17 protein-coding genes are annotated in these 20,197 nt (G+C 40.8%); 6 read left to right on the forward strand and 11 right to left on the reverse strand.

Annotation, left to right across the window (positions count from 1 at the left end; all coding sequences use genetic code 11):
• Positions 1–203: 203 nt before the first annotated feature.
• From AABS66_RS12280 to AABS66_RS12290, 3 genes are read right to left on the reverse strand one after another with little or no spacing between them, the layout of a single operon-like run.
• On the reverse strand, positions 204–1,235 hold the full coding sequence (locus AABS66_RS12280) for an N-acetylglucosamine-6-phosphate deacetylase (RefSeq protein WP_206082815.1): 1,032 nt from the start codon (positions 1,233–1,235) through the stop codon (positions 204–206).
• Between the two features lie 24 nt (positions 1,236–1,259).
• Positions 1,260–2,003, reverse strand: coding sequence for a glucosamine-6-phosphate deaminase (locus tag AABS66_RS12285; RefSeq protein WP_430224972.1), 744 nt, complete (start codon positions 2,001–2,003; stop codon positions 1,260–1,262).
• 41 nt (positions 2,004–2,044) lie between these two features.
• Complete coding sequence (locus tag AABS66_RS12290; RefSeq protein WP_430224973.1) at positions 2,045–3,382, reverse strand: MFS transporter; 1,338 nt, start codon at positions 3,380–3,382, stop codon at positions 2,045–2,047.
• A gap of 427 nt (positions 3,383–3,809) precedes the next feature.
• Here AABS66_RS12290 and AABS66_RS12295 point away from each other — a divergent pair, with 427 nt between their 5' ends.
• From AABS66_RS12295 to AABS66_RS12315, 5 genes are all read left to right on the forward strand, one after another.
• The gene (locus AABS66_RS12295; RefSeq protein ID WP_430224974.1) at positions 3,810–5,249 is read left to right on the forward strand and encodes a mannitol dehydrogenase family protein; all 1,440 of its coding nucleotides are present in this window, start codon (positions 3,810–3,812) and stop codon (positions 5,247–5,249) included.
• Between the two features lie 704 nt (positions 5,250–5,953).
• Positions 5,954–6,742: a DUF3100 domain-containing protein gene (locus AABS66_RS12300; protein ID WP_206082819.1), complete on the forward strand. Its 789-nt coding sequence runs from the start codon at positions 5,954–5,956 to the stop codon at positions 6,740–6,742.
• Between the two features lie 12 nt (positions 6,743–6,754).
• A complete protein-coding gene (locus AABS66_RS12305) occupies positions 6,755–7,231 on the forward strand; it encodes a hypothetical protein (protein ID WP_219246199.1) in 477 nt (158 codons plus the stop codon).
• A 19-nt stretch (positions 7,232–7,250) separates the two neighbouring features.
• Entirely contained in the window at positions 7,251–8,576 is a 1,326-nt protein-coding gene (locus AABS66_RS12310) for an amidohydrolase (RefSeq protein WP_206082821.1), read from the forward strand.
• A gap of 575 nt (positions 8,577–9,151) precedes the next feature.
• Positions 9,152–10,330: a M20 metallopeptidase family protein gene (locus tag AABS66_RS12315; protein WP_206082822.1), complete on the forward strand. Its 1,179-nt coding sequence runs from the start codon at positions 9,152–9,154 to the stop codon at positions 10,328–10,330.
• Positions 10,331–10,390: 60 nt separating this feature from the next.
• On the opposite strand, the gene AABS66_RS12320 is transcribed toward AABS66_RS12315, so the two are convergent.
• Positions 10,391–11,368, reverse strand: coding sequence for a LysR substrate-binding domain-containing protein (locus AABS66_RS12320; RefSeq protein WP_206082823.1), 978 nt, complete (start codon positions 11,366–11,368; stop codon positions 10,391–10,393).
• 227 nt (positions 11,369–11,595) lie between these two features.
• Between AABS66_RS12320 and focA the strand changes: the two genes are divergently transcribed.
• Positions 11,596–12,453: a formate transporter FocA gene (gene focA, locus AABS66_RS12325; RefSeq protein WP_272539063.1), complete on the forward strand. Its 858-nt coding sequence runs from the start codon at positions 11,596–11,598 to the stop codon at positions 12,451–12,453.
• A 94-nt stretch (positions 12,454–12,547) separates the two neighbouring features.
• Here the strand turns inward: focA and AABS66_RS12330 are convergent, their stop codons facing one another.
• Genes AABS66_RS12330 through AABS66_RS12360 form a run of 7 tightly spaced genes read right to left on the reverse strand, consistent with a single transcriptional unit; the run spans position 12,548 to position 20,196 of the window.
• Positions 12,548–13,288 (reverse strand): SDR family oxidoreductase, encoded by a 741-nt coding sequence (locus tag AABS66_RS12330; protein ID WP_206082825.1) that lies wholly within the window; start codon positions 13,286–13,288, stop codon positions 12,548–12,550.
• A complete protein-coding gene (locus AABS66_RS12335; RefSeq protein ID WP_206082826.1) occupies positions 13,289–13,540 on the reverse strand; it encodes an acyl carrier protein in 252 nt (83 codons plus the stop codon).
• A gap of 21 nt (positions 13,541–13,561) precedes the next feature.
• A complete protein-coding gene (locus AABS66_RS12340) occupies positions 13,562–14,368 on the reverse strand; it encodes a protein dehydratase (RefSeq protein WP_430224975.1) in 807 nt (268 codons plus the stop codon).
• Positions 14,365–15,618 (reverse strand): beta-ketoacyl-[acyl-carrier-protein] synthase family protein, encoded by a 1,254-nt coding sequence (locus tag AABS66_RS12345; protein WP_430224976.1) that lies wholly within the window; start codon positions 15,616–15,618, stop codon positions 14,365–14,367. The genes AABS66_RS12340 and AABS66_RS12345 overlap by 4 nt, the downstream gene beginning before the upstream one ends.
• Entirely contained in the window at positions 15,615–17,045 is a 1,431-nt protein-coding gene (locus tag AABS66_RS12350; RefSeq protein ID WP_206082829.1) for an efflux transporter outer membrane subunit, read from the reverse strand. The genes AABS66_RS12345 and AABS66_RS12350 overlap by 4 nt, the downstream gene beginning before the upstream one ends.
• Positions 17,042–19,015, reverse strand: coding sequence for an ABC transporter permease (locus AABS66_RS12355; RefSeq protein WP_430224977.1), 1,974 nt, complete (start codon positions 19,013–19,015; stop codon positions 17,042–17,044). The genes AABS66_RS12350 and AABS66_RS12355 overlap by 4 nt, the downstream gene beginning before the upstream one ends.
• Positions 19,016–19,017: 2 nt before the next feature.
• Positions 19,018–20,196 (reverse strand): efflux RND transporter periplasmic adaptor subunit, encoded by a 1,179-nt coding sequence (locus tag AABS66_RS12360; RefSeq protein ID WP_430224978.1) that lies wholly within the window; start codon positions 20,194–20,196, stop codon positions 19,018–19,020.
• Position 20,197: the final 1 nt, after the last annotated feature.

A 20,197-nucleotide genomic window follows, 5' to 3' on the forward strand; every position in this document is an offset into this window, starting at 1 on the left:
GTGAATCACTATCAACAAAGTATGCCTTAAGGAATAGCAGTCAATCAATCCCTATCCACAAAAGAAAATACAAACAAAACATTAGAGAAGCGCAAGAGGCAAGAAGAAGGTTTAGGTATAAACACTTATTACACCTATAAGTAGCCAGAGCAAACCTTTAGCTCTAGCTACTGAGTTATTAACACATTCTATAGCTTATTATTTTAAAATACATATTCGCGCGCGATATCTTCTCCTAATACACAACTGACGACATTCATGTTTTCATCCCATTTCACCGCAGATATTTGAGGGACTATCCCATGGAAGTCGAACGCTGATTGCAAATAGCGTAATGGGTTCATCCTCGCCATCATGATTGCCTCATCAAATTTAGCCATTTTATGTGTCACAACATTACGAATGGCTTGATCTAACGTTAAACTAGACCCTGCTAAATTGACCTCTCCTGGTACCCGTACTGTGCCATCAGCCGCCCGCTCAATCGACATTGTTGCAAATTGGTAGACCCCAGCTTGATGACATCCCGCTGCGCTGACGGCATCAGTAACCAGTATTGACCTTGCTACCGTCTTTGTTCGCAATAAATTTTTTAACGCAGGAAATGGAATATGGATCCCATCTGCGATAAAACTTGCGCCAATCGCATCGCAACTTAATTGAGCTTGCAGCGTATTTTCCAATTTATGCAAATGTTGAGGGATCCCATTACCTAAATGGGTACTCATGCAAACCCCTGCGCTGGCTGCCGCTTCCATTTGGTTAAAGCTAACATTCGAGTGGCCCACTGCAATACATTTACCTTCCGCGACTAACTGCTTTGTAAATTGAAAATCGTCATCAAACTCAGGTGCATAAGTGATCAATAAGATTGGCTTAGTGATTTCCTGCTCTAACCGACTTATCAAGTGCACATCAGGTTTAATAATTTCGTTAGGTGGATGACATCCTGCATAGCCTATTGCTGAATTAATAAAAGGGCCTTCTAAATGATAGCCAGGCACCATCCATGGCCCTAAGCGACTTGTGGATACCGCCTTATCAAGCGCTCGAAAGCGCTTTATCAAAGATGATTCCGATGCTGTTATTAATGTTGGCAAACAGAGTGTGACGCCTGTTTTTAACATCGCCTCTAACGCATGATCCAATGCCTCTGCGGTGATTTTTTCGTCATTAAAATCAACACCCGCAAAACCATTGACTTGAATATCAAATAAGCCACCCGTCATTTTCATAATTTGTTCCTTCAATACTTTTCCTTAATCAACCTTTGATAACAATGACGCAGAATCTTTATCTAAAAATATTTGGCATTGGGCATGATTTTGAACAATAGATGCAGGCACACGAGGAGTGATTTCTCCTTCAAGTGTGTTTTTCACCGCCCTCGCTTTTCGTAAATCAGGAATACTCAGTATTAATGATTTTGAACGCATGATCTGTGGAATACTCATCGAGATAGCCTGTTTAGGCACCTCATCTAAACTCGCGAACCATTTTTCACCCAGTTGTTGTCGTCTACAATCTTCATCAAGATTAACAACAAGATATGCAGAGGTAGCATGAAAATCAGCGGGTGGATCATTAAATGCTAAGTGCGCATTTTCACCAATACCAACAAAACAGACATCAATTTCATACTGCGAGATAATCTCGTTAAGCCGTTGAATTTCCTTTCCAATATCAGCAGCAGAACCATTCACACCAATAAATTGGTGTAGCGTGGGTAATTTATCCACTAAACGTTCTTGCAAATAACGGCGAAAACTCGCTGGATGAGTCTCATCAAGGCCAATGTATTCATCTAGGTGAAAAATAGTCACCCTTGACCAATCAATATCTTCTTTGATTAAGCAATCCAACATTTCAAACTGACTGGCACCAGTGGCAACAATAATGGCAATTTCGCTTTTTTCACGCATTGCTTGTTTAATGGCCTGCACTCCAGCTTTACTGGCTTTTTCACCTAGTGCATGTTTCGTGTCGGAAATAGTAATATTCATACGAACCTCATATTTAAATATTGATACGACCACAAATGGCCTTATTGATGCTGTTTTAAATTTTTCGCCATTTGCACTGCGGCTAACGTCAGTACACAACAGAAAATCAGGTAATAAACAACATAGGTGGGTTTGCCATCACCAACGGTAACAAGGGCGGTCGCAATGACGGGAGTTGATCCTGCGAAAATCACACTGTTTAATTCTCGTGAAAGTGCAATACCTGAATAACGATATTGTGTTGGGAATAAATTGGCTAGGAATGCACCTTGTGCACCTGACGTAGCACCGTGTCCAATACCATACGCAATACACATACCGAGCGTTGCTAGTACTAAACTGCCACTCCCCAAAAACCAGAATAAAGGAAAAGCAAAAGCACCTAAGAAAATAGCGCCGAAAGAGAAAATGGTCGTAGTTCCGTATTTATCCGTTAAACGTCCCATGACAGGAGTCATTATTGTATTCACCAGCACAGCAACCATTAACGCCATCAATCCATCTGATTTTTCCATTACTAATGTATTGGTCAGATAGCTAATACTAAACACACTAAGAACATAACCATTTGCTTGGTGCCCCGCTAAACTGAAGAAGCCACACAATAAATTTTTTCGGCTATGTATAAAAAGCTCTTTAATTGGGATCTTTTGCTCTTTTTTCTCTTTCTCCGCTTTTTCAACGGATTTAACGTATTCAGGTGTTTCATCTAATTGCTTACGGATATAAATCGCAACAATAAATAAAACGATGGATAACAAGAAAGGTATCCGCCATCCCCAACTCATAAAAGCTTCATCGGGTAGCTGCGTCACGGCAAAAAATGCGGCTGTGGAGAGCAAAATTGCAATCCCCGTAGAAGCATTAATTAGCGATGTATAGAAGCCCCGCTGCTTCATGGGGACATATTCCGCCACAAAGGTTTGCGCACCTGCTAATTCAGCCCCTGATCCAAACCCTTGCATTAACCGAATAATAACCAGAGCAATCGTTGCCCAAATGCCGATATGGTAATACGTGGGTAATAACCCAAGCGCTAATGTCGCAATCCCCATTAAGACGATTGCAAAAATGAGTGCTGGTTTTCGCCCATAGCGGTCACCAATATGGGCAATGATCACACCACCGAGTGGTCGTGAAATAAAACCGACGGCAAAAGTTAAAAATGCAGCCAGCGTTGCAATTGTTGGTGATAAGTTTGGAAAATAAAGTTTGTTAATCACCAATCCTGCTGCTGCGCCATAGAGTGAATAGTCATACCATTCAATTACGGTGCCTGACACGCTTGCCATCATTACTTTTCTAATCGTTTTTTTATCTGCCGCGGGCTTATCAACCGCGGTATCTGTGGCTAATTGTTCTGAAATAGTGTCACTCATACTGCCCCCTACATTTTAGGAATACATTATTTGAGGTATGTTTTGTTCAAACAAAACGGACAAAAAGCGCGCACCATTGAAACTAACACTGAGACAATTATTTTAGAACATAATTGTTCTTAATTTATTTAAAAATGAGATCGAAATCAAATTTAATCGATAAAGCAGTACTATCATTTGAATAATTCAATTTTTCCTTCTACTCAACCATCGAATTACCAACTTTAAAAATAAATAAAAATACATATAAATCAATAAATTAAAATCATAACCAAATTATTTCTTTAATAAATATTTTAACGTTGTACACTTTTATTATTCATGACACTTTTTCTATTTTTATCTACAATTTAAAACAAAATTGTTTTTAAAATCAAAAATAGTAAAGTGTGCGTAGCGCATATTCTTTTTATGATAGGGAGTGATAATGGATAACAACAGGCATCAGTTAGTTCCTCGAATAGTACACCTTGGTTTCGGGGCATTTCATCGTGCTCATCAAGCACTTTATACACATCTATTAATTGAACAATCTCAATCTGATTGGGGGTATTGCGAAATAAACTTAATGTCGGCGCGCGGGGCAGAACTTATCCGTCAGCTAAAGAAACGCCACTGCACTTACGTACTATTAGAAAAAGATGAAGAAAGAACCACGCTAACACGGATTAATTCAATAAAAGAAGCGATGCACCCACGTATTGATGGGGTACATGCCGTGATTGAAAAAATGGCAGCGCCTGAGACTGCGATTATCTCTTTGACAATAACAGAAAAAGGCTATTGCACTGATCCTTCAACGAATAAACTCAATTTATCACATCCTGCAATACGCCACGATATCGCCTATCCTGAAACGCCAGAGTCTGTTTTAGGCTATATCCTTGCCGCTCTCAAAATACGCTTTCAACAAAATCTTCCCCCTGTGACCATACTTTCTTGCGACAATATTAGAAATAATGGTGAGGTTGCACGAAATGCTATTTTAAGTTTGGCTGCACAACAAGATAGTGAATTAGCATTGTGGATTAAGCGAAATATCACATTTCCAAGCACGATGGTGGATAGAATAGTCCCTGCGATGACCGAAGATTCTTTTGCTGAAATCAAGCAATTAACAGGTGAAGATGATCCTTGTGCGGTTATCAGTGAGCCATTTCGGCAATGGGTTATTGAAGATTGCTTTGCGAACGGCCGACCTGATTGGCACTATGTGGGAGCGCAATTTGTTAAGGATGTGGCACCTTATGAAATGATGAAGCTAAGAATGTTAAATGGCAGCCATTCATTCCTGGCTTATTTAGGCTATTTAGGCGGTTATGAGTTTATATCAGATGCCATGCAAAATCAGGATTACTACCAAATCGTACAACGCATAATGCTAGCCGAACAAAAACCGACTCTCAGCTTGCCTGATAATATTGATCTTAACCAATATGCCCAACAGTTATTAACTCGCTTTGCTAATCGAGCAATTAAACATAAAACAGCACAGATAGCCGTTGATGGTAGCCAAAAACTACCTCAGCGCCTACTCGACTCTATACTTTGGCACCAGAAAAAGGGGTCAGACTACCCATTACTTGCTTTAGGCGTTGCCGCCTGGATGAGATATGTCAGTGGTATCAATGAGGACGGAGAACCTATTCCCATCAAGGACCCACTTAGCGACGAGTTTTCGAAGATTTATCAACACCATGGTACATCTTTAGAAGCCGTTGATGCCCTATTAAAAATTGATGCAATATTTAGCCCAGAAATATCACAAAACAATGATATTGTTAATAAAATAAAAATCGCATACCAACAATTGTTGACACTTGGAGCACGACAGACTGTCAAATATTACTTAACAAAAATCGATTAATAATATTGAAATTCCACTCGGGTTAAGTCGCTCACTCTAGCCCGAGACACTTTGGTCTTATGATGCAGACCTACCTTCAAATTACTCCCCCATTATTGCTTTTCAATTAACAAATGTTCAATTTTGAGATCTTGATCAAAAACCCCTACCAATGTAGGTATATTTTAAATTATCAAATTTATTTTAGAAAAATGAATAAAATCAACACTAGATAATTATCCCTTAAATAATATTTAATACAGATTAAAATAGAAACAAAAGAACAAAAAATTCATTATTAATGCTATTTAAGATTCAATTTTCATCATTATATAAATAAATTTAAATTAGCTATTTTTTCAGAGTGAATAGAAAAACAAGAGCAAAATCACATTCTCCTATAAATTAACGGTTTTTTACTAAAATTCAGCAAGCAATCAAAAACACTTATGAAACAACATGTTAAAAAATTAACATAATTTTATATCTCGATGAAAAATAAAAGAATATTACCAAAAACACAATTGAGAATAATTCTCTTTATTTTAATTTATTAATAAATATTAATTTATGATTTTTAACCATGCCTTTTAGGCATGCCTGAGACTTTTTCGGAATATTGTCAGGAAAATAGTTTCGTGGATAGTATGAATACGCAAATAATGCTTTTTATTATAAATATATACGAATTACTCTTAAAAACATTTCCAATGAAAGGTAACACTATGGGTATATTAAAAGATAGTAAGTTGCTTTTGGTTAGCTTACTTATCATTCTTCTTTCAGAAGCAATAGGGCAAATTAAAATCAGTCTCGTGATGGTTTTTCCAATGCTTTATTCCATGTTGATGGGTGGTATTGTCAGTTTCCCAAAATTCAAAATTCTTAATGAACAAAACATGGCACGTGCTAGCTCAATTATGAGTGTCGCGTTAGTTATCTTAATTGCAAAATTAAGCACCTCTGTTGGTGCATCTTGGGAAAAAATTATTCAGGCAGGTGGCGCGCTGATCCTTCAGGAAGTTGGCCACTTTATCGGTACTATTCTGCTCGGTTTACCGCTCGCCATTATGTTAGGTATGGGACGTGAAGCCGTCGGAGCAACCTATTCGATAGGTCGCGAACCAAACATCGCCATCATCGAAGCGAAATACGGTTTAAGTTCGCCAGAAGGCCGCGGCGTCATGGCAATGTACATTTGCGGTACATTATATGGTGCAGTTTGGATGGGGATTATTGCCAGTGTTATTGCAGGACTCGATATTATGAGCCCACTTGCATTAGCCATGGGCGCTGGTGTTGGTAGTGGTTCGATGTTAGCTGCATCTGTTGCACCGCTACTCGAACTTTACCCTCAACATGCAGCGGATATCCAAGCATTTTCATCATCCGCAAACTTGATGTCTTCCGTTTTAGGTCTGTACATCTACATTTTCTTCTCCTTACCTTTTGCCTCTTTCTTGTACAACAAACTGAAAAGAAAACGTGCAATGGCATCAGCGGATACAGAATAAGGATACGAAATCATGAAAAAGATGGCAGAAATTGCAATAATCATCGTATTAGTTATCATCTTCACTTCATTGGGTGATGCACTCGGCGGTTCAATCTATGGCCGGGGTAGTTTTGGCGCAGTCTTTAGCGACTCGCTAATCGCGATGGCGCTTTTAGGTGGTATGTCATTTGTGGCGTACTTAATCGCACAAATCCCACCATTAGGTAAATTACCCGTTATTTTCTGGGTATCCCTCATTGCTGCGGGTCTGTGTTCACCATTATTCCCTTACGATAAAGAAATGATCGCAATGACAGGCAAAATTTCACTTGCTGTTATTAGTACCACGGTACTGGCATTTGCAGGTCTTTCACTCGGTAAAGATATCGAAAAATTTAAAGCCATCTCTTGGCGGATTATTCCAGTTTCACTGGCGGTATTCACGGGAACATTCTTATTCGCTGCACTTATTGGTCAAGTGACTCTTTCATGGAGTGGCGTTATCTAAATAGAGGAAAATATTAACCATGACAATGACCAAAGACCAATTGAAAGCCAAAGTATGTGAAGCTATTGCGTCTAACAAAGACATAATCAAAAAGCTAGCAGACGATATTTGGGCAGAGCCTGAACTGGGTTATAAAGAAACCAAAACAGCAAAAAAAGTTGAAGCCGCATTTTCCGCTTTAGGCGTAAACTACCGCAATCAACTTGCCCTAACAGGTGTTAAAGCACGCTTAAAAGGTGGCAAAGGAAGCAAGCACAGTATTGCCGTGATTGGCGAGTTAGATGCCATCATTTGTGCTGAGCACCCTGATGCCGATGACCTCACAGGCGCGGCTCATTGCTGTGGGCACAATGCGCAAATTGCCAATATGATGGCGGTGACAATTGGTCTGGTTAAGTCAGGTGCAATGGAATACCTCGCGGGGGACGTGGTTCCCTTCGCGGTTCCCGCTGAGGAATATGTCGAGCTTGCCTACCGCAATAAATTGATTGAACAAGGAAAAATCAATTATATCGGTGGCAAGCCCGAATTAATCTCCCTTGGTGAGTTTGATGATGTGGATATGGCGATGCAAATCCACTTAACCAGTGTTAAGCCTGAGCGTGATATCGGTTTTATCGAGATGTCGACAACCACCAATGGGTTTATTGGCAAACTGATTAACTACAAAGGTAAATCTTCCCATGCCGCAGCGGCACCCCATTTAGGTGTGAACGCACTGAATGCGGCCATGATGGGCATTATGGGGGTAAATGCGATTCGCGAAACCTTCCAAGAAAAAGATTATATCCGTTTCCACCCAATCATTACCCAAGGTGGCGATTTAGTAAATGTCACGCCAAGTGATGTGCGGATGGAAAGTTATGTCAGAGCCTCAAATGTCCCTGCGATGGTTGATGCTAATGAGCGGATCACTCGTGCACTGGTTGCTGGGGCAATGTCTGTTGGCGCTGAAGTGGAGGTAAAAGATTTACCAGGTTATTTGCCACTTTATAACAACGACACACTCAATGACTTACTACAGCACAATGCTCATGACTTAATTGGTGAAGACAATGTCTGGGTTGCAGAACATATGACAGGTAGCACAGATACTGGCGATCTTTCCCACATCATGCCAGTGAGCCACCCATGGATTGGTGCAATTCGCGGTGGATTACATGGTAAAGATTACGTGGTATTTGATGATGATATGGCCTATATCCGTCCTGCTCAAATGATGGCAATGACCATTATTGACCTGTTGTTTGATGATGCTGCTGGCGCTGATGCTCTTATGGATAATTACAAGCCATTGATGAGCAAAGAAGAATACCTCGCATTTATCAGCTCCTTTAAAAATTAATTTGTCCCCCTAAATATGTTGCTAAAAGCTACATATTTAGGAGGTATTTCTTATGCACTCCTCCTCACCTTCCTTTTATTTATCGTTATCAACGATTATTTTTAAATATATTTAATTTTATTGAGCATTCTTTATTTATCAAATCAATTAACTTATTTTAAATAACGTTTTTAAATCATAAAAACCTAACGAAAATCCATCTAAAAAATATAAAGAAACACTAAAACCCATACAACAAAACCACAAAACACACTGATATATAATACATTTTTAATTAAATTTATTTTTCTACTTTATTTCTTTTGCTTACCATCTAAATTCTTCATGAGCCATGAAATACTGATATGATATAAATACGATCCCCATCACGCATACTTTCTGAATATTAACGTTAAAATCTAGCTAACCAATAATAATCAATAATAACCACTAACAGATATTTTCTGAAATTTGGCTTATTTTGAAAATAAATGACAATGATGTTATGTCATTGTAGCACCAAGAATTGAACACGCTTACACCAGGGCCCCTTTTAACAGCATGAAAATTGCTTTCTGTATACGGGAAATAATGTAATGACCAATAAGTACAATATTAGTGAAAAACTCTTTTCGCTTGAGACATTTAGCAAAAAAACGCGCCAAGACTTACATAAAATCCCTGAACTCTCAGGTCAAGAATTCAAAACATCGCAATACTGCCGCGAGCTGATGCAAAGTTTTGGCTACAGCATTCGTCTATTTGAAGGTTATACCGGTTTTACCGCTGATCTGATTATTGACCCTGCTAAGCGTTTAATTGCTTATCGTACCGATATCGATGGCCTTGAAATGCCTGATTTAACCTGTAACGAACACAGTTCTGTTCATGAAGGTTGTGCCCACAACTGTGGTCACGATACCCATATGACCATCGCACTGACCGCGGCAAAATACCTGAGTGAAAACCGCGATGAACTGACCCATAACGTTCGTTTTATCTTCCAGATGGCAGAAGAAGACATGCGTGTTCCTGGCGCCAATAAAATGGTTGAAATGGGCTGTATGGATGGCGTTGATGAGGTTTATGGCTTACACAATGATGCGGCATTTGAAACAGGCAACATCAAATTTAACGCTGGCGTGATGTCCTCTTATGGTTCAGCTTGGACACTGGATGTACACGGTGTTTCCGCACATGGCTCAACACCGCATAAAGGGCTAGATGCCATTCGCGAAGCAACACGTATTATCGATTACATGGATTATATTGTTGCGAAAAAAACCGATCCTTTTAGCCCTGCAGTCTTTGGCTGCGGCATGATCAACGGCGGAACTATTCCAAATGCATTGGCCGATCATGTCCAAGCACGTGGAACCATTCGTTCAATGGATGAGGAAACCGACAAAATCTTAAAAGCAAGCTTTAAAGAAATTGTTGAACGTAGTGAAGCTGGCGGTTTCAAAACGACACTTGAGTGCAGTGGTTACCCTGCAGTCGTAAACCACCCACAAGCCGCTAAAGTGATTTACGATGCAGCGGCGGCATTCTTACCCATTGAAAACATTGAGTCAAATGGCAAGCCAATGACAGGAAGCGAAGACTTCAGTTTTATGGTCAATGCCACAAAAGATAAACTTGGCGCCATGTACTTTTTAGGTAGCGGTAACCAAGCAAAAGGCATCAATAACTATCTGCACGCCAATCCCTATTTTGTCGACGATGACTGTCTGTTAATTGGCGCTCAGATTTTTATTAATATCGCGACACGTTAAAACTAAAATAATACACACAGTAATCTAAAGCCGAATAATCTAAATTATTCGGCTTTTTTCTTAGAGTTCAGGTAGTGAGCGATAGAGCTCGTCACGCTCGTTTTTATCCGTTGGAACCCATTGCGCAGATTGGTGAATATAATTTAAATCAAGGTGAGGGGCATAGCTGGAAATAAAGTCATACATATAGTCTTTCAGGTGCATATGTCGACTAATACAAACATGTGTATAACTTGGCTTCACTAAATTACTAATATCAATGCAACGTAATGTCTCGCTGTCTTCTTCAGGGTCAAAAGCAACGGTCGAAATAATACCAACCCCTGCTCCGTGCTTCACATAGTATTTAATAATTTCTGTATCAACTGCCGTTAATACAACATTTGGCGTTAATTTATTTTGATAGAAAACTTGGTCGAGCTTTGATTGACCTGTAAAACCAAACACATAGGTAATTAGTGGGTATTGAGCAAGTTCCTCAATCGTTAATTTTTCACACTGTGCAAGTGGGTGATCATGGGGAACGATAACGCTACGTGACCACTGGTAGCAAGGCAAGGCTAATAAGTCATCGTAAAGGTGCATCGATTCTGTTGCGATAGCAAAATCCACATCCCCATTGTTAACCATTTCTGCTAACTGCGCTGGCGCACCTTGATGAAAATGCAGGGAAATATTGGGGTAACGTGCATTAAAGCGCTCAATCACCTTTGGCAATTTATAGCGGATTTGTGTATGTGTCGTGGCAATATGCAGATTTTGTTTAATCGTCGTGTCTTCGTGGGAAACAATATTTTTAATTTTATCAAACTGCGCCAAAATATCGCAGGCCACTTGGTGAACTTGTTCTCCAATCGGGCTTAATGAAAGTAAGTTATTATTTTTCCGATTAAATAAAGAAACATTCAGCTCATCTTCCAATAGTTTAAGCTGCTTACTCACTGTAGGTTGCGAGGTATACATTTTCTCAGCGGCATTAGTGATATTAAAATCACTTCTTACCACCTCAACAAAACTTTTTAGCTGACTAATGTTCATTGCTGATTTATCCAGTTTAAATGGATCAAAATAAGAATTAAAAGAGACAATTTTTTATACAACATACACCATGTTGTGCGCAATAATTGTATCACAAAAAGATAAGCCCACTAAATTAATGGCTACTCATTATTCTTTTCTAATGATAAAACTCGTTCAACCTTGGCATAGGTTATGCATTTATTTTGTAATGACCTCTATTCATAGCACTATCCAAGGAGCATCTCATGAAAGACAATAATATCTTTGACTTACGTCTCCCTGCGGAAATGGCTAAAGTCGCAGAGCAAGCAGGCCTTTATAAAGTCAGCAAAAAAAAGGATATTAGCTTTTTTTTAGCGATTATGGCTGGTATTTTTATTTCTATCGCATTTACGTTCTATATCACGGTTACGACAGGCGCCGTTCCCGCAAATTCACTCACTAAATTAGCAGGAGGGCTTTGCTTCTCATTAGGGCTGATTTTAGTGGTGGTATGTGGAGCCGATCTTTTCACCTCAACAGTCCTCACCGTTATGGCAAAAGCCAGCAATTTAATTACGTATAAGCAATTGATTGGTAATTGGATATTGGTTTATCTTGGTAACTTTGTTGGCGCAATTTTCTTTGTCGCGCTTATCTGGTTTTCAGGCCAATTAATGAACAGTAATGGCCTGTGGGGACTGAATGTTTTGCAAACGGCTGACCATAAAATGCACCATACGTTTGTTGAGGCCGTTTGCCTTGGCACACTGTGCAACTTGATGGTCTGTCTTGCGGTTTGGTTAAGTTATTCTGGTCACTCTTTGACCGACAAAATTGTCGCTTTGACGCTGCCGATCGGCATGTTTGTCGCCAGTGGCTTTGAGCACAGCATCGCCAATATGTTTCTTATTCCCTTAGCCATTGTCATACGCAACTTTGCTCCCGACACATTTTGGAATGCAATCCACAGTTCCGCTGATAGCTTCCCTGCTTTAACCGTCAACAATTTTATTACCGACAACCTTATCCCTGTCACCATTGGCAATATTATTGGTGGTGGCGTACTCGTGGGGATTACCTACTGGTGGATTTATTTGAAAAATCAAAAAAGTGAGCATTAATAAAATTAAAAATAACACCAACACACATTCACTATCTATGGTTGAATTAATACAGAGAGTTAATTTTATAGTATATCCATTAACTCTCTGTTAATTATGCAGTTAGGCCGCCATCAAGCACCAATGTTTGCCCTGTCAAATATTGGCTATTGTCACCAATCAGAAACTCTACCATTTTGGCAACTTCTTGTGGCTGGCCTAAGCGGCGTAACGGAATATTTTTACACATCGATTTTAATTTCGCTTCAGGCATCGCTCGCGTCATATCACTCTCAATCAACCCTGGCGCAAGGCAATTTACCCGTAAACCAAACCGCCCAACTTCATGCGCTAAAGAGCGAGCCATCCCCATCATCGCCGCCTTACTTGCTGCATAAGCCGTTTGCCCAACATTCCCTTTTAACCCAGTAACCGATGACATCAATACAATAGAACCTGAATTCGTCATTAACATCGCAGGTACCAATTTGCGGTTCCAATTCACAATGCAAATCAAGTTATTATCTAAAACATCTCGCCAAATATCCCCATCCTGATGAATATGCAATGCATCTCGAGTAATACCTGCGTTATGTATAATGGCGGCTGGGGCGCCAAATTTATCCAATAAAGATTGAGACAACACATCGACTTGCTGCCCATCTTTACCATCACATTGAAACCCTTTTATCCATCTATTTGGACGTCTATTTTCGAGTAAAGAAAGCGTACTCGCTATACTTTCAGTACTACGTCCAGTGAAGATAACATTCCAGTTATGTGATAATTCAGCGACTAATGCCTGACCAATTCCCCGGCTTCCACCAGTGACTAACACCCACTTATGGTTTTCCATTTAGGATTCAGACTCCTTATCAATATGTTCACAAAGTTCTTTAATTGAAAGATTTGGATGCTGAATGAAAAAATCAGCGTCTAACGCAACATTAAAATCACGTTTTACCAGTACCATTAATTCAACATAATCGAGGCTATCAAATTCTAATTGAACTAATGTGAGGTTCTCATTCACCTCTTCGCTTTCTAAATCTTTTGCATCGCAGATCATTTCGCTAATTTTGTTATAAATTGTTTGATATTGGCTCATTTTTTTATCCTTCCACTGTTATCAATTTAACGCATTCACTTTTAACGTTATTAAATTACTGATTAATTTATTGTCATAACGACCAATAATATTGATATTAATTAATAGCCCACCATCTAAATCCCCCATCACTAATGCAGGTAGAATGTGTATCTGCATCGGCTTAGGTTCCTTTATCGGAGACCACTTCTTAAGAAGATCTCTATCAAAAATCACTTCCTGATGTGTTTGTACGATGGGGTAGCGGGAAAAAATATCTTTTAGGGTTGCTCCTTCGGATAACCATTTCGAGATATCTTTTTGTTTTAATAATGAATTATCATGTATCAAATATTGAAATAAAATTGCATCTATAAATTGCCACTCATACATCTCTGTTGGATAAAGCGGAAAAGATAGCTGTAATTTCGCCATCTCCTCTGAAGAAATATGCGCCCCCCAATCCAACACGTTAGTGTTTAAGCCATCAACTGGGGATAATTGACAAGTTAGGCAATTTTGCTGCTCTTCTGTAGATAAAATAGCGACTGAACCCGCTTTATTACGCGCGACTAAATCATAGGATTTATCATTCCATAATGGACTTCTTAGCCGTACCGCACATTTAACAAACGCTGATTTTGTTCTCTGCTGAGCATCTTGTGAGCCGTGAAGAAATCGCTCACTTGCAAATTGTTTCGCATCAAGCAATGCCCGCATTCCATGGACGCTTAATTGTTCCCCACCAGCCGATTGCACCCACTTAAGATCAAAATGAATCGGGTTATAGTCTCCAGAAAATTTCGCCCACCCAGCTGCATCAGCTAATGTGTAATACAACGCTCTCATTTCGCGCTCTCCAATATCAGCGCCGCATTTGCACCGCCAAAACCAAAACTGAGATTCAACGCCCTTTCTACTTTTTTGAAACGGTGGTCATTCGGAATATAATCAAGATCGCATTGTGGATCAGGGGTATGGAGGTTTGCGGTTGCGGGCATCACGTCATGTTCCATCGCTTGTAAGCAAATGATAGTTTCAAAACTCCCCGCTGCCGCGATTAAGTGCCCACTATATGATTTAGTGCTGGATATTGGGATATCGTAAGCGGCTGCCCCTAAGGCTTTTTTAAGCGATTCCGTTTCATTCAAATCATTCAACGTCGTCGAGGTACCATGGGCATTGATATAATCTAATGACGCAGGCGAGATCTTCGCTTGCTGTAACGCCATTTCTATCGTTTTAACGCGAGCTACGCAGTCCTCTGCAGGTGAGGTAAAATCAAATGCATCTGAATAATTTGCATACCCAGTAATTTCACCCAATATCACCGCCCCTCGGGCAATTGCACTGTCACGCTCTTCTAAGCATACGACCGCAGCACCTTCAGATAATACGAACCCGCTGCGCTCTGCACTAAATGGGCAACTGGCACGCGTAGGGTCTGTTTTCTCTCGTGTTAAAGCACCTAACACGTCAATATTCCACACAGCGCAATCTGTACGTAATGATTCCCCCGCCCCCGCTAACATCATGGAAGCCCTACCATTGCGGATCACTTCAAACGCATCCCCAATCGCGATAGTCCCTGTGGCACATGCGGCTATTGTCGTATTTTGATATCCTCGTAAATTCCAAAATTGGCTGCATGCCGCTGTTGTGACATTTGGCATCGCATAAAAACAGTTGAATGGCGATGTCATGCCTGTCGCATCAAACTCACTCACCGACATATAACTTTCATCTAAACCTGCCCATCCAGTTCCCATAATCACACCACACATGAGAGGGTCATAAAATTCTGATGGTGAATTCCCTGAAAATGCCATTTCCATGGCTTCTCGAGCTGCACCTAATGCTAGGCGGGTATGCCGTGGTAACCGACGGCGAATGGCGGCAGGAACACCTTTTAAATTGGGTTCATTATCAATTAATCCCAAAAAGTGGCTGTGAATATTTTTATCCGTTTTATCCACGTAACGGTATCCTAATTGCTTATCCATGATAGCTTGCCAACATACTTGCGCGGTTCCACCAAGGGGAGTGACAGCGCCATATCCTGTCACAACAACGCGTTTTAATTGGGTCTTTTGGTTCATGATTGGTTGTCCTCGTGATGAACGCTACCACCACCTTGTGCTAGCCAAAGTTGCAACGTTGCATAAAGATAATCGTATTGGTTTTGCGCTAATGAGTTTTCGATGGATAACAAATCATCCTGCGCATTAAGTAGTGTTTGATAGTCAACAGCGCCAGCGCGATAACGGTTTCCCGTGAGCTTTAATCTTTGCTGGCTAAGGGATAATGACTGCTGTAACTGTGTCCGTATTTCATCTGCAGTAAAACGCGCCTCCATGGCATTATCAATTTCAGCGAGTGCGCTATAAGCTGTGCTTCGAAATGACACTGCCGCTTGTTGCACCTGCAAATCTGACTGTTCAATAGTTAGTTTTACGGTATTCCATTGAATAAAGGGGAGAGAGATGCTGCTGCCAATAACTCGAGAGGGGTCACTAAACCATTGAGAAAATAACTGGCTTCCTGCGTTAAGCGCACCTTGAAGAGATAGCGTAGGATAGAAACTCAACTTCGCAGCATCTGAATCAGCAAGTGCAGAGCGCAAACGTGACTCTGCGGCTTGAATATCTGGGCGTTGTGCTAATACCGCCAAAGGGGTCATTCCCTGAATCTCAACTCGCAGGTCACTATTAAGAGAAGATAATTCACTCACATGCTGCTCTGCAGGGCGATTTAACAACAGTGCTAAGGCATTACGTGAGTTCTCACGTTCCTTGATAAGCTGACGTAATTCATTCTTACGACTAATTAGCGTTTGTTCTGATTGCAATAAATCTAATTGGCTTACTTTCCCAGCTAAATACCAAGACTGAATGAGTTGCTGGCTTTTCTGTGCAATTTCCTGACTTGCCGTTAGGTTTTTTATCTGTTGATTTAATAGCGCAATATTCCAATAGAGCTGTGCCGTTGTGTTGATTATCACAAGTGTCGTTGCATGGTAATCTTGTTCAGTAGCGACGGCCTCCCATGCATTTTTCTCACGAACACGTGCTAATTTACCCCATAAATCAATCTCATAACTTAATGTTAAGTCTGCACTATAACTTTCTTGTGATGAGTTGCCATGGCGAATTGATTTTGAGTTACTCGCAGATCCCCCTAATGAAAAATCAGGCGTTATATTGGTATTTGCTAAACCTGCCGTATTGCGAGCCAGCTTTAATTTAATTGCGGCTAATGCTAAATCATTGTTATTTTCTAAAACTTGATTAATCAATTGGGATAGCTTGGGATCATTAAAATTCTCCCACCAACGCCCTACTGTATTTCTCTGCAGGTCAGATGGCATAACATCATTCGCACTTGATGAACGCTGAATTTTATCATCCCATTGCTGAGGTAGAATAAGTTCAGGACGTTGGTACTCGGAGCGGGTAAAGTTCCCACACCCACTGAGTAAACAGATAAAAAGTACCACTGAACCAAAATAAGGCGATTTTATTTTCATTCCCGTGCTAATGCCTCCGTTGGGTTAAGCTTGGCTGCCCTACGTGCTGGGAAATAACCAAAAACTAAGCCAATTAGCGCAGAGAAACCACAAGCAAATAACACGGGTAACAGTGTGAATACCATGGTAAATTCAGTCGTGATGTACGCAAAAATGCCACCTGCTAACCACGAGCCTATAATCCCAATGAGCCCTCCTAACGCACAGATCATGACGGCTTCAATTAGAAATTGGTTCATGATATCCGCAGGTCTCGCTCCCACTGAAAGGCGGATACCTATTTCGTGAGTTCGCTCTGTAACTGAAACCAGCATAATATTCATAACACCCACCCCTCCCACTAATAAGGAGATGGCTGCAATCGACGTGATCAGTAATGACATGGAATCAGAGGTTTTTTGTAGCGCGCTAGCCAGTTGGTCATCAGACTGAATAAAAAAGTCTTTTTTTCCATGTTCACGCAGTAAATGCTTTTCGACCTGCACTTCTACTTGTTTAGCGGCTAACATTTCGGGAAAACGTAATGTGATATATTCAATAGGTTTATCACCGAGAACTCGCTGCTGAAGAGCCGAGTAAGGAGCCCATCCCATAACATATCCGCTGGACATTTTCGGGCCTGGTTTACGCGCAATTCCAATGATCCGCCAAGGTGAACTACCAATTTGGACAATTTGGCCTAAAGGCTCTTCATCGGGTGCAAATAAAATATCCCGACTAGCATCATCCAGCACAATAACAGGCTCACTGTCATTCACATCTAACACACTAAATTGATTTCCAGACAACATTTGAATACCTTGAGCTGCAAAGTATTCATCAGAAACACCATTTAGCATGATGGAGTAATCGAGCCCTTTATTGATAGCTACTGTCATGCTGCTGACAACTGGCGAAATAGACTCAATCCATGAGAGCTGTTTTAGGCTTTTAATATCATTTAATGATAACGCGCGTTCCATATCTGGCCGCTTTGCCCCCCATCCAGTACCTGGGCGAATTTCAAGCGTTGTGCTGCCTAACTTACCAATTTCATCCATAATGGCACGTCTTGCGCCTTCACCGACCGCCATTGATGACACAACAGAAGAGATGCCAATAATAATGCCCAGCATTGATAAAAAAGCGCGCATTCGGTGCCCTAATAATGCCCGCCAAGCCATACGAATCGACTCATAAATACCACGCCAAAGTGATGCCCGACCATTATCTTTAACAGAAGGAAGATTATGCTTAGCACGTGCCTGCGCTTGTGAAAGGTTTTGATTATCGGCGACAATTTTCCCATCACTGATTTCGATAATACGTTGAGTTTGCTCAGCAATATTTCTATCGTGGGTCACAATCACCACGGTATGGCCGTCTTGATGAAGTTGATGCAAAATATTCATTAATGCATGCCCACTCGAGCTATCCAAAGCGCCCGTTGGTTCATCCGCTAAAATGACTTGTGCGCCATTAATTAATGCACGGCACACACTGACCCGTTGTTGTTGCCCTCCAGATAATTGATATGGCTTATGGTTCAAACGAGATTGTAAACCGAGCTTATCAGCTAAAAGTTGAATTCGCTGCACACGCTCATCTTCAGGCATTGCGGTGTACAGCGCTGGAATGGCAATGTTTTCTTCAGCACTGAGATAAGGCATCAAATGATATCGCTGGAAAATAAACCCAAGATATTGGCTACGCAGCTCAGCAAGCTGCTCACTGGTCGCCTCATGAACAGGGATACCATTGATAAAAACTTCGCCACGAGACGGTTTATCTAAACAGCCAATAATATTCATCAAAGTTGATTTACCAGAGCCAGAGGCTCCAATAATGGCAACCATTTCCCCTTGATTTATCGATAGTGTTATATCATTCAATACAGGGATGATTTGTGTTCCAGCCGAAAACTCACGATAAACATGGTGAAGTTCAATTAGAGGGCGAGATGAAGATAACGTTGGTGATATTATCTTCATGATTAACTCGCTATTTTCTCTTGTTGAACAACAACTTGCTCACCTTCAGCGATACCCTCCAGAATCTCAACAAAATGGCGATCATTTATACCTACTTTGACGGTTCGAGCTTCTGTTATTTCATTTTTGATAACAATGACTTCATATTGGTTAAGACCCAGAGAACGACCTAACGCACTCACGGGTAAACGCAGCGCATTTTTAGCTTGGGCAACACGAATAAAAACCTGTGCGGTCATCGACGTTTTTAATGCGCGGTCGGTGTTATCAACCTCAAATGTTCCATTATAATAAATCGCGCTATTTTGCTGACCAGCTGAATTATTATTCCGCTCATCAAGGGCTTCGGGCGGAATAGGTTGCACGTACCCCATGGTGCTTTCGTATTGTTTCTCAGGATTTGCAATTACATAGAATGTCAGTGGCTGACCAGGTTGAATTTTTTGAATATCCGCTTCTGAAATGCGGGTTTGTACTTGCATCTTATCTAAATTAGCCAGCACCAAGATCGTAGGTGCCGTTTGTGAGGAAACGATGGTTTGCCCCTCATTTGCAACAATACCCAGTACTTCTCCATTAATTGGAGCCATAATGCGGGTAAAGTTCAAGTTAGCCTGAGCCGTTTGCACATCCATTTCTGATTGTGTGATTAACGCTTCATTAACGCTAACTTGCTGTAATTGTGCTTCATATTGCGCTTGCGCTTGCTCATATTCACTGCGAATGCCAGAACCGTCGCGCTGCATGATTATCTGGCGCTGATAAGCTTTAATGTATTGAATTAACGTTGCTTCTGCTGCGCGCTTTTGCGCTTGTGCGCTCAATAGGCGTGCAGTCGCATTTTTAAGCTCAGATTGCTGAATTGTTGGGTCTATTTCGGCTAATAACTGCCCTTTTCTGACTCTATCACCTTGCTTTACAAATAATTCTTTAATTTGCCCATTAACCTGAGCCCCCACATTCACTTGAATAGACGGTTTTAGTGTGCCAGTCACCATGACCACTTTTTCAATATCCCCCCGATCAACCGAAAGAATGACTCTACTTTGTGCGGGTTCTGTCGGTGCTTGCCAAGCAAGGCTCGTCAACACAATGACAAGTAACAATGCAATGAGACCAATCCAAACACGAGCTCGCATAAATAAGTGTAAAAATGTCGGCTTAATGCGGGGAGAAGTCATA

This window comes from Providencia sp. SP181 (assembly GCF_050446505.1).
Taxonomy (GTDB): domain Bacteria; phylum Pseudomonadota; class Gammaproteobacteria; order Enterobacterales; family Enterobacteriaceae; genus Providencia; species Providencia vermicola.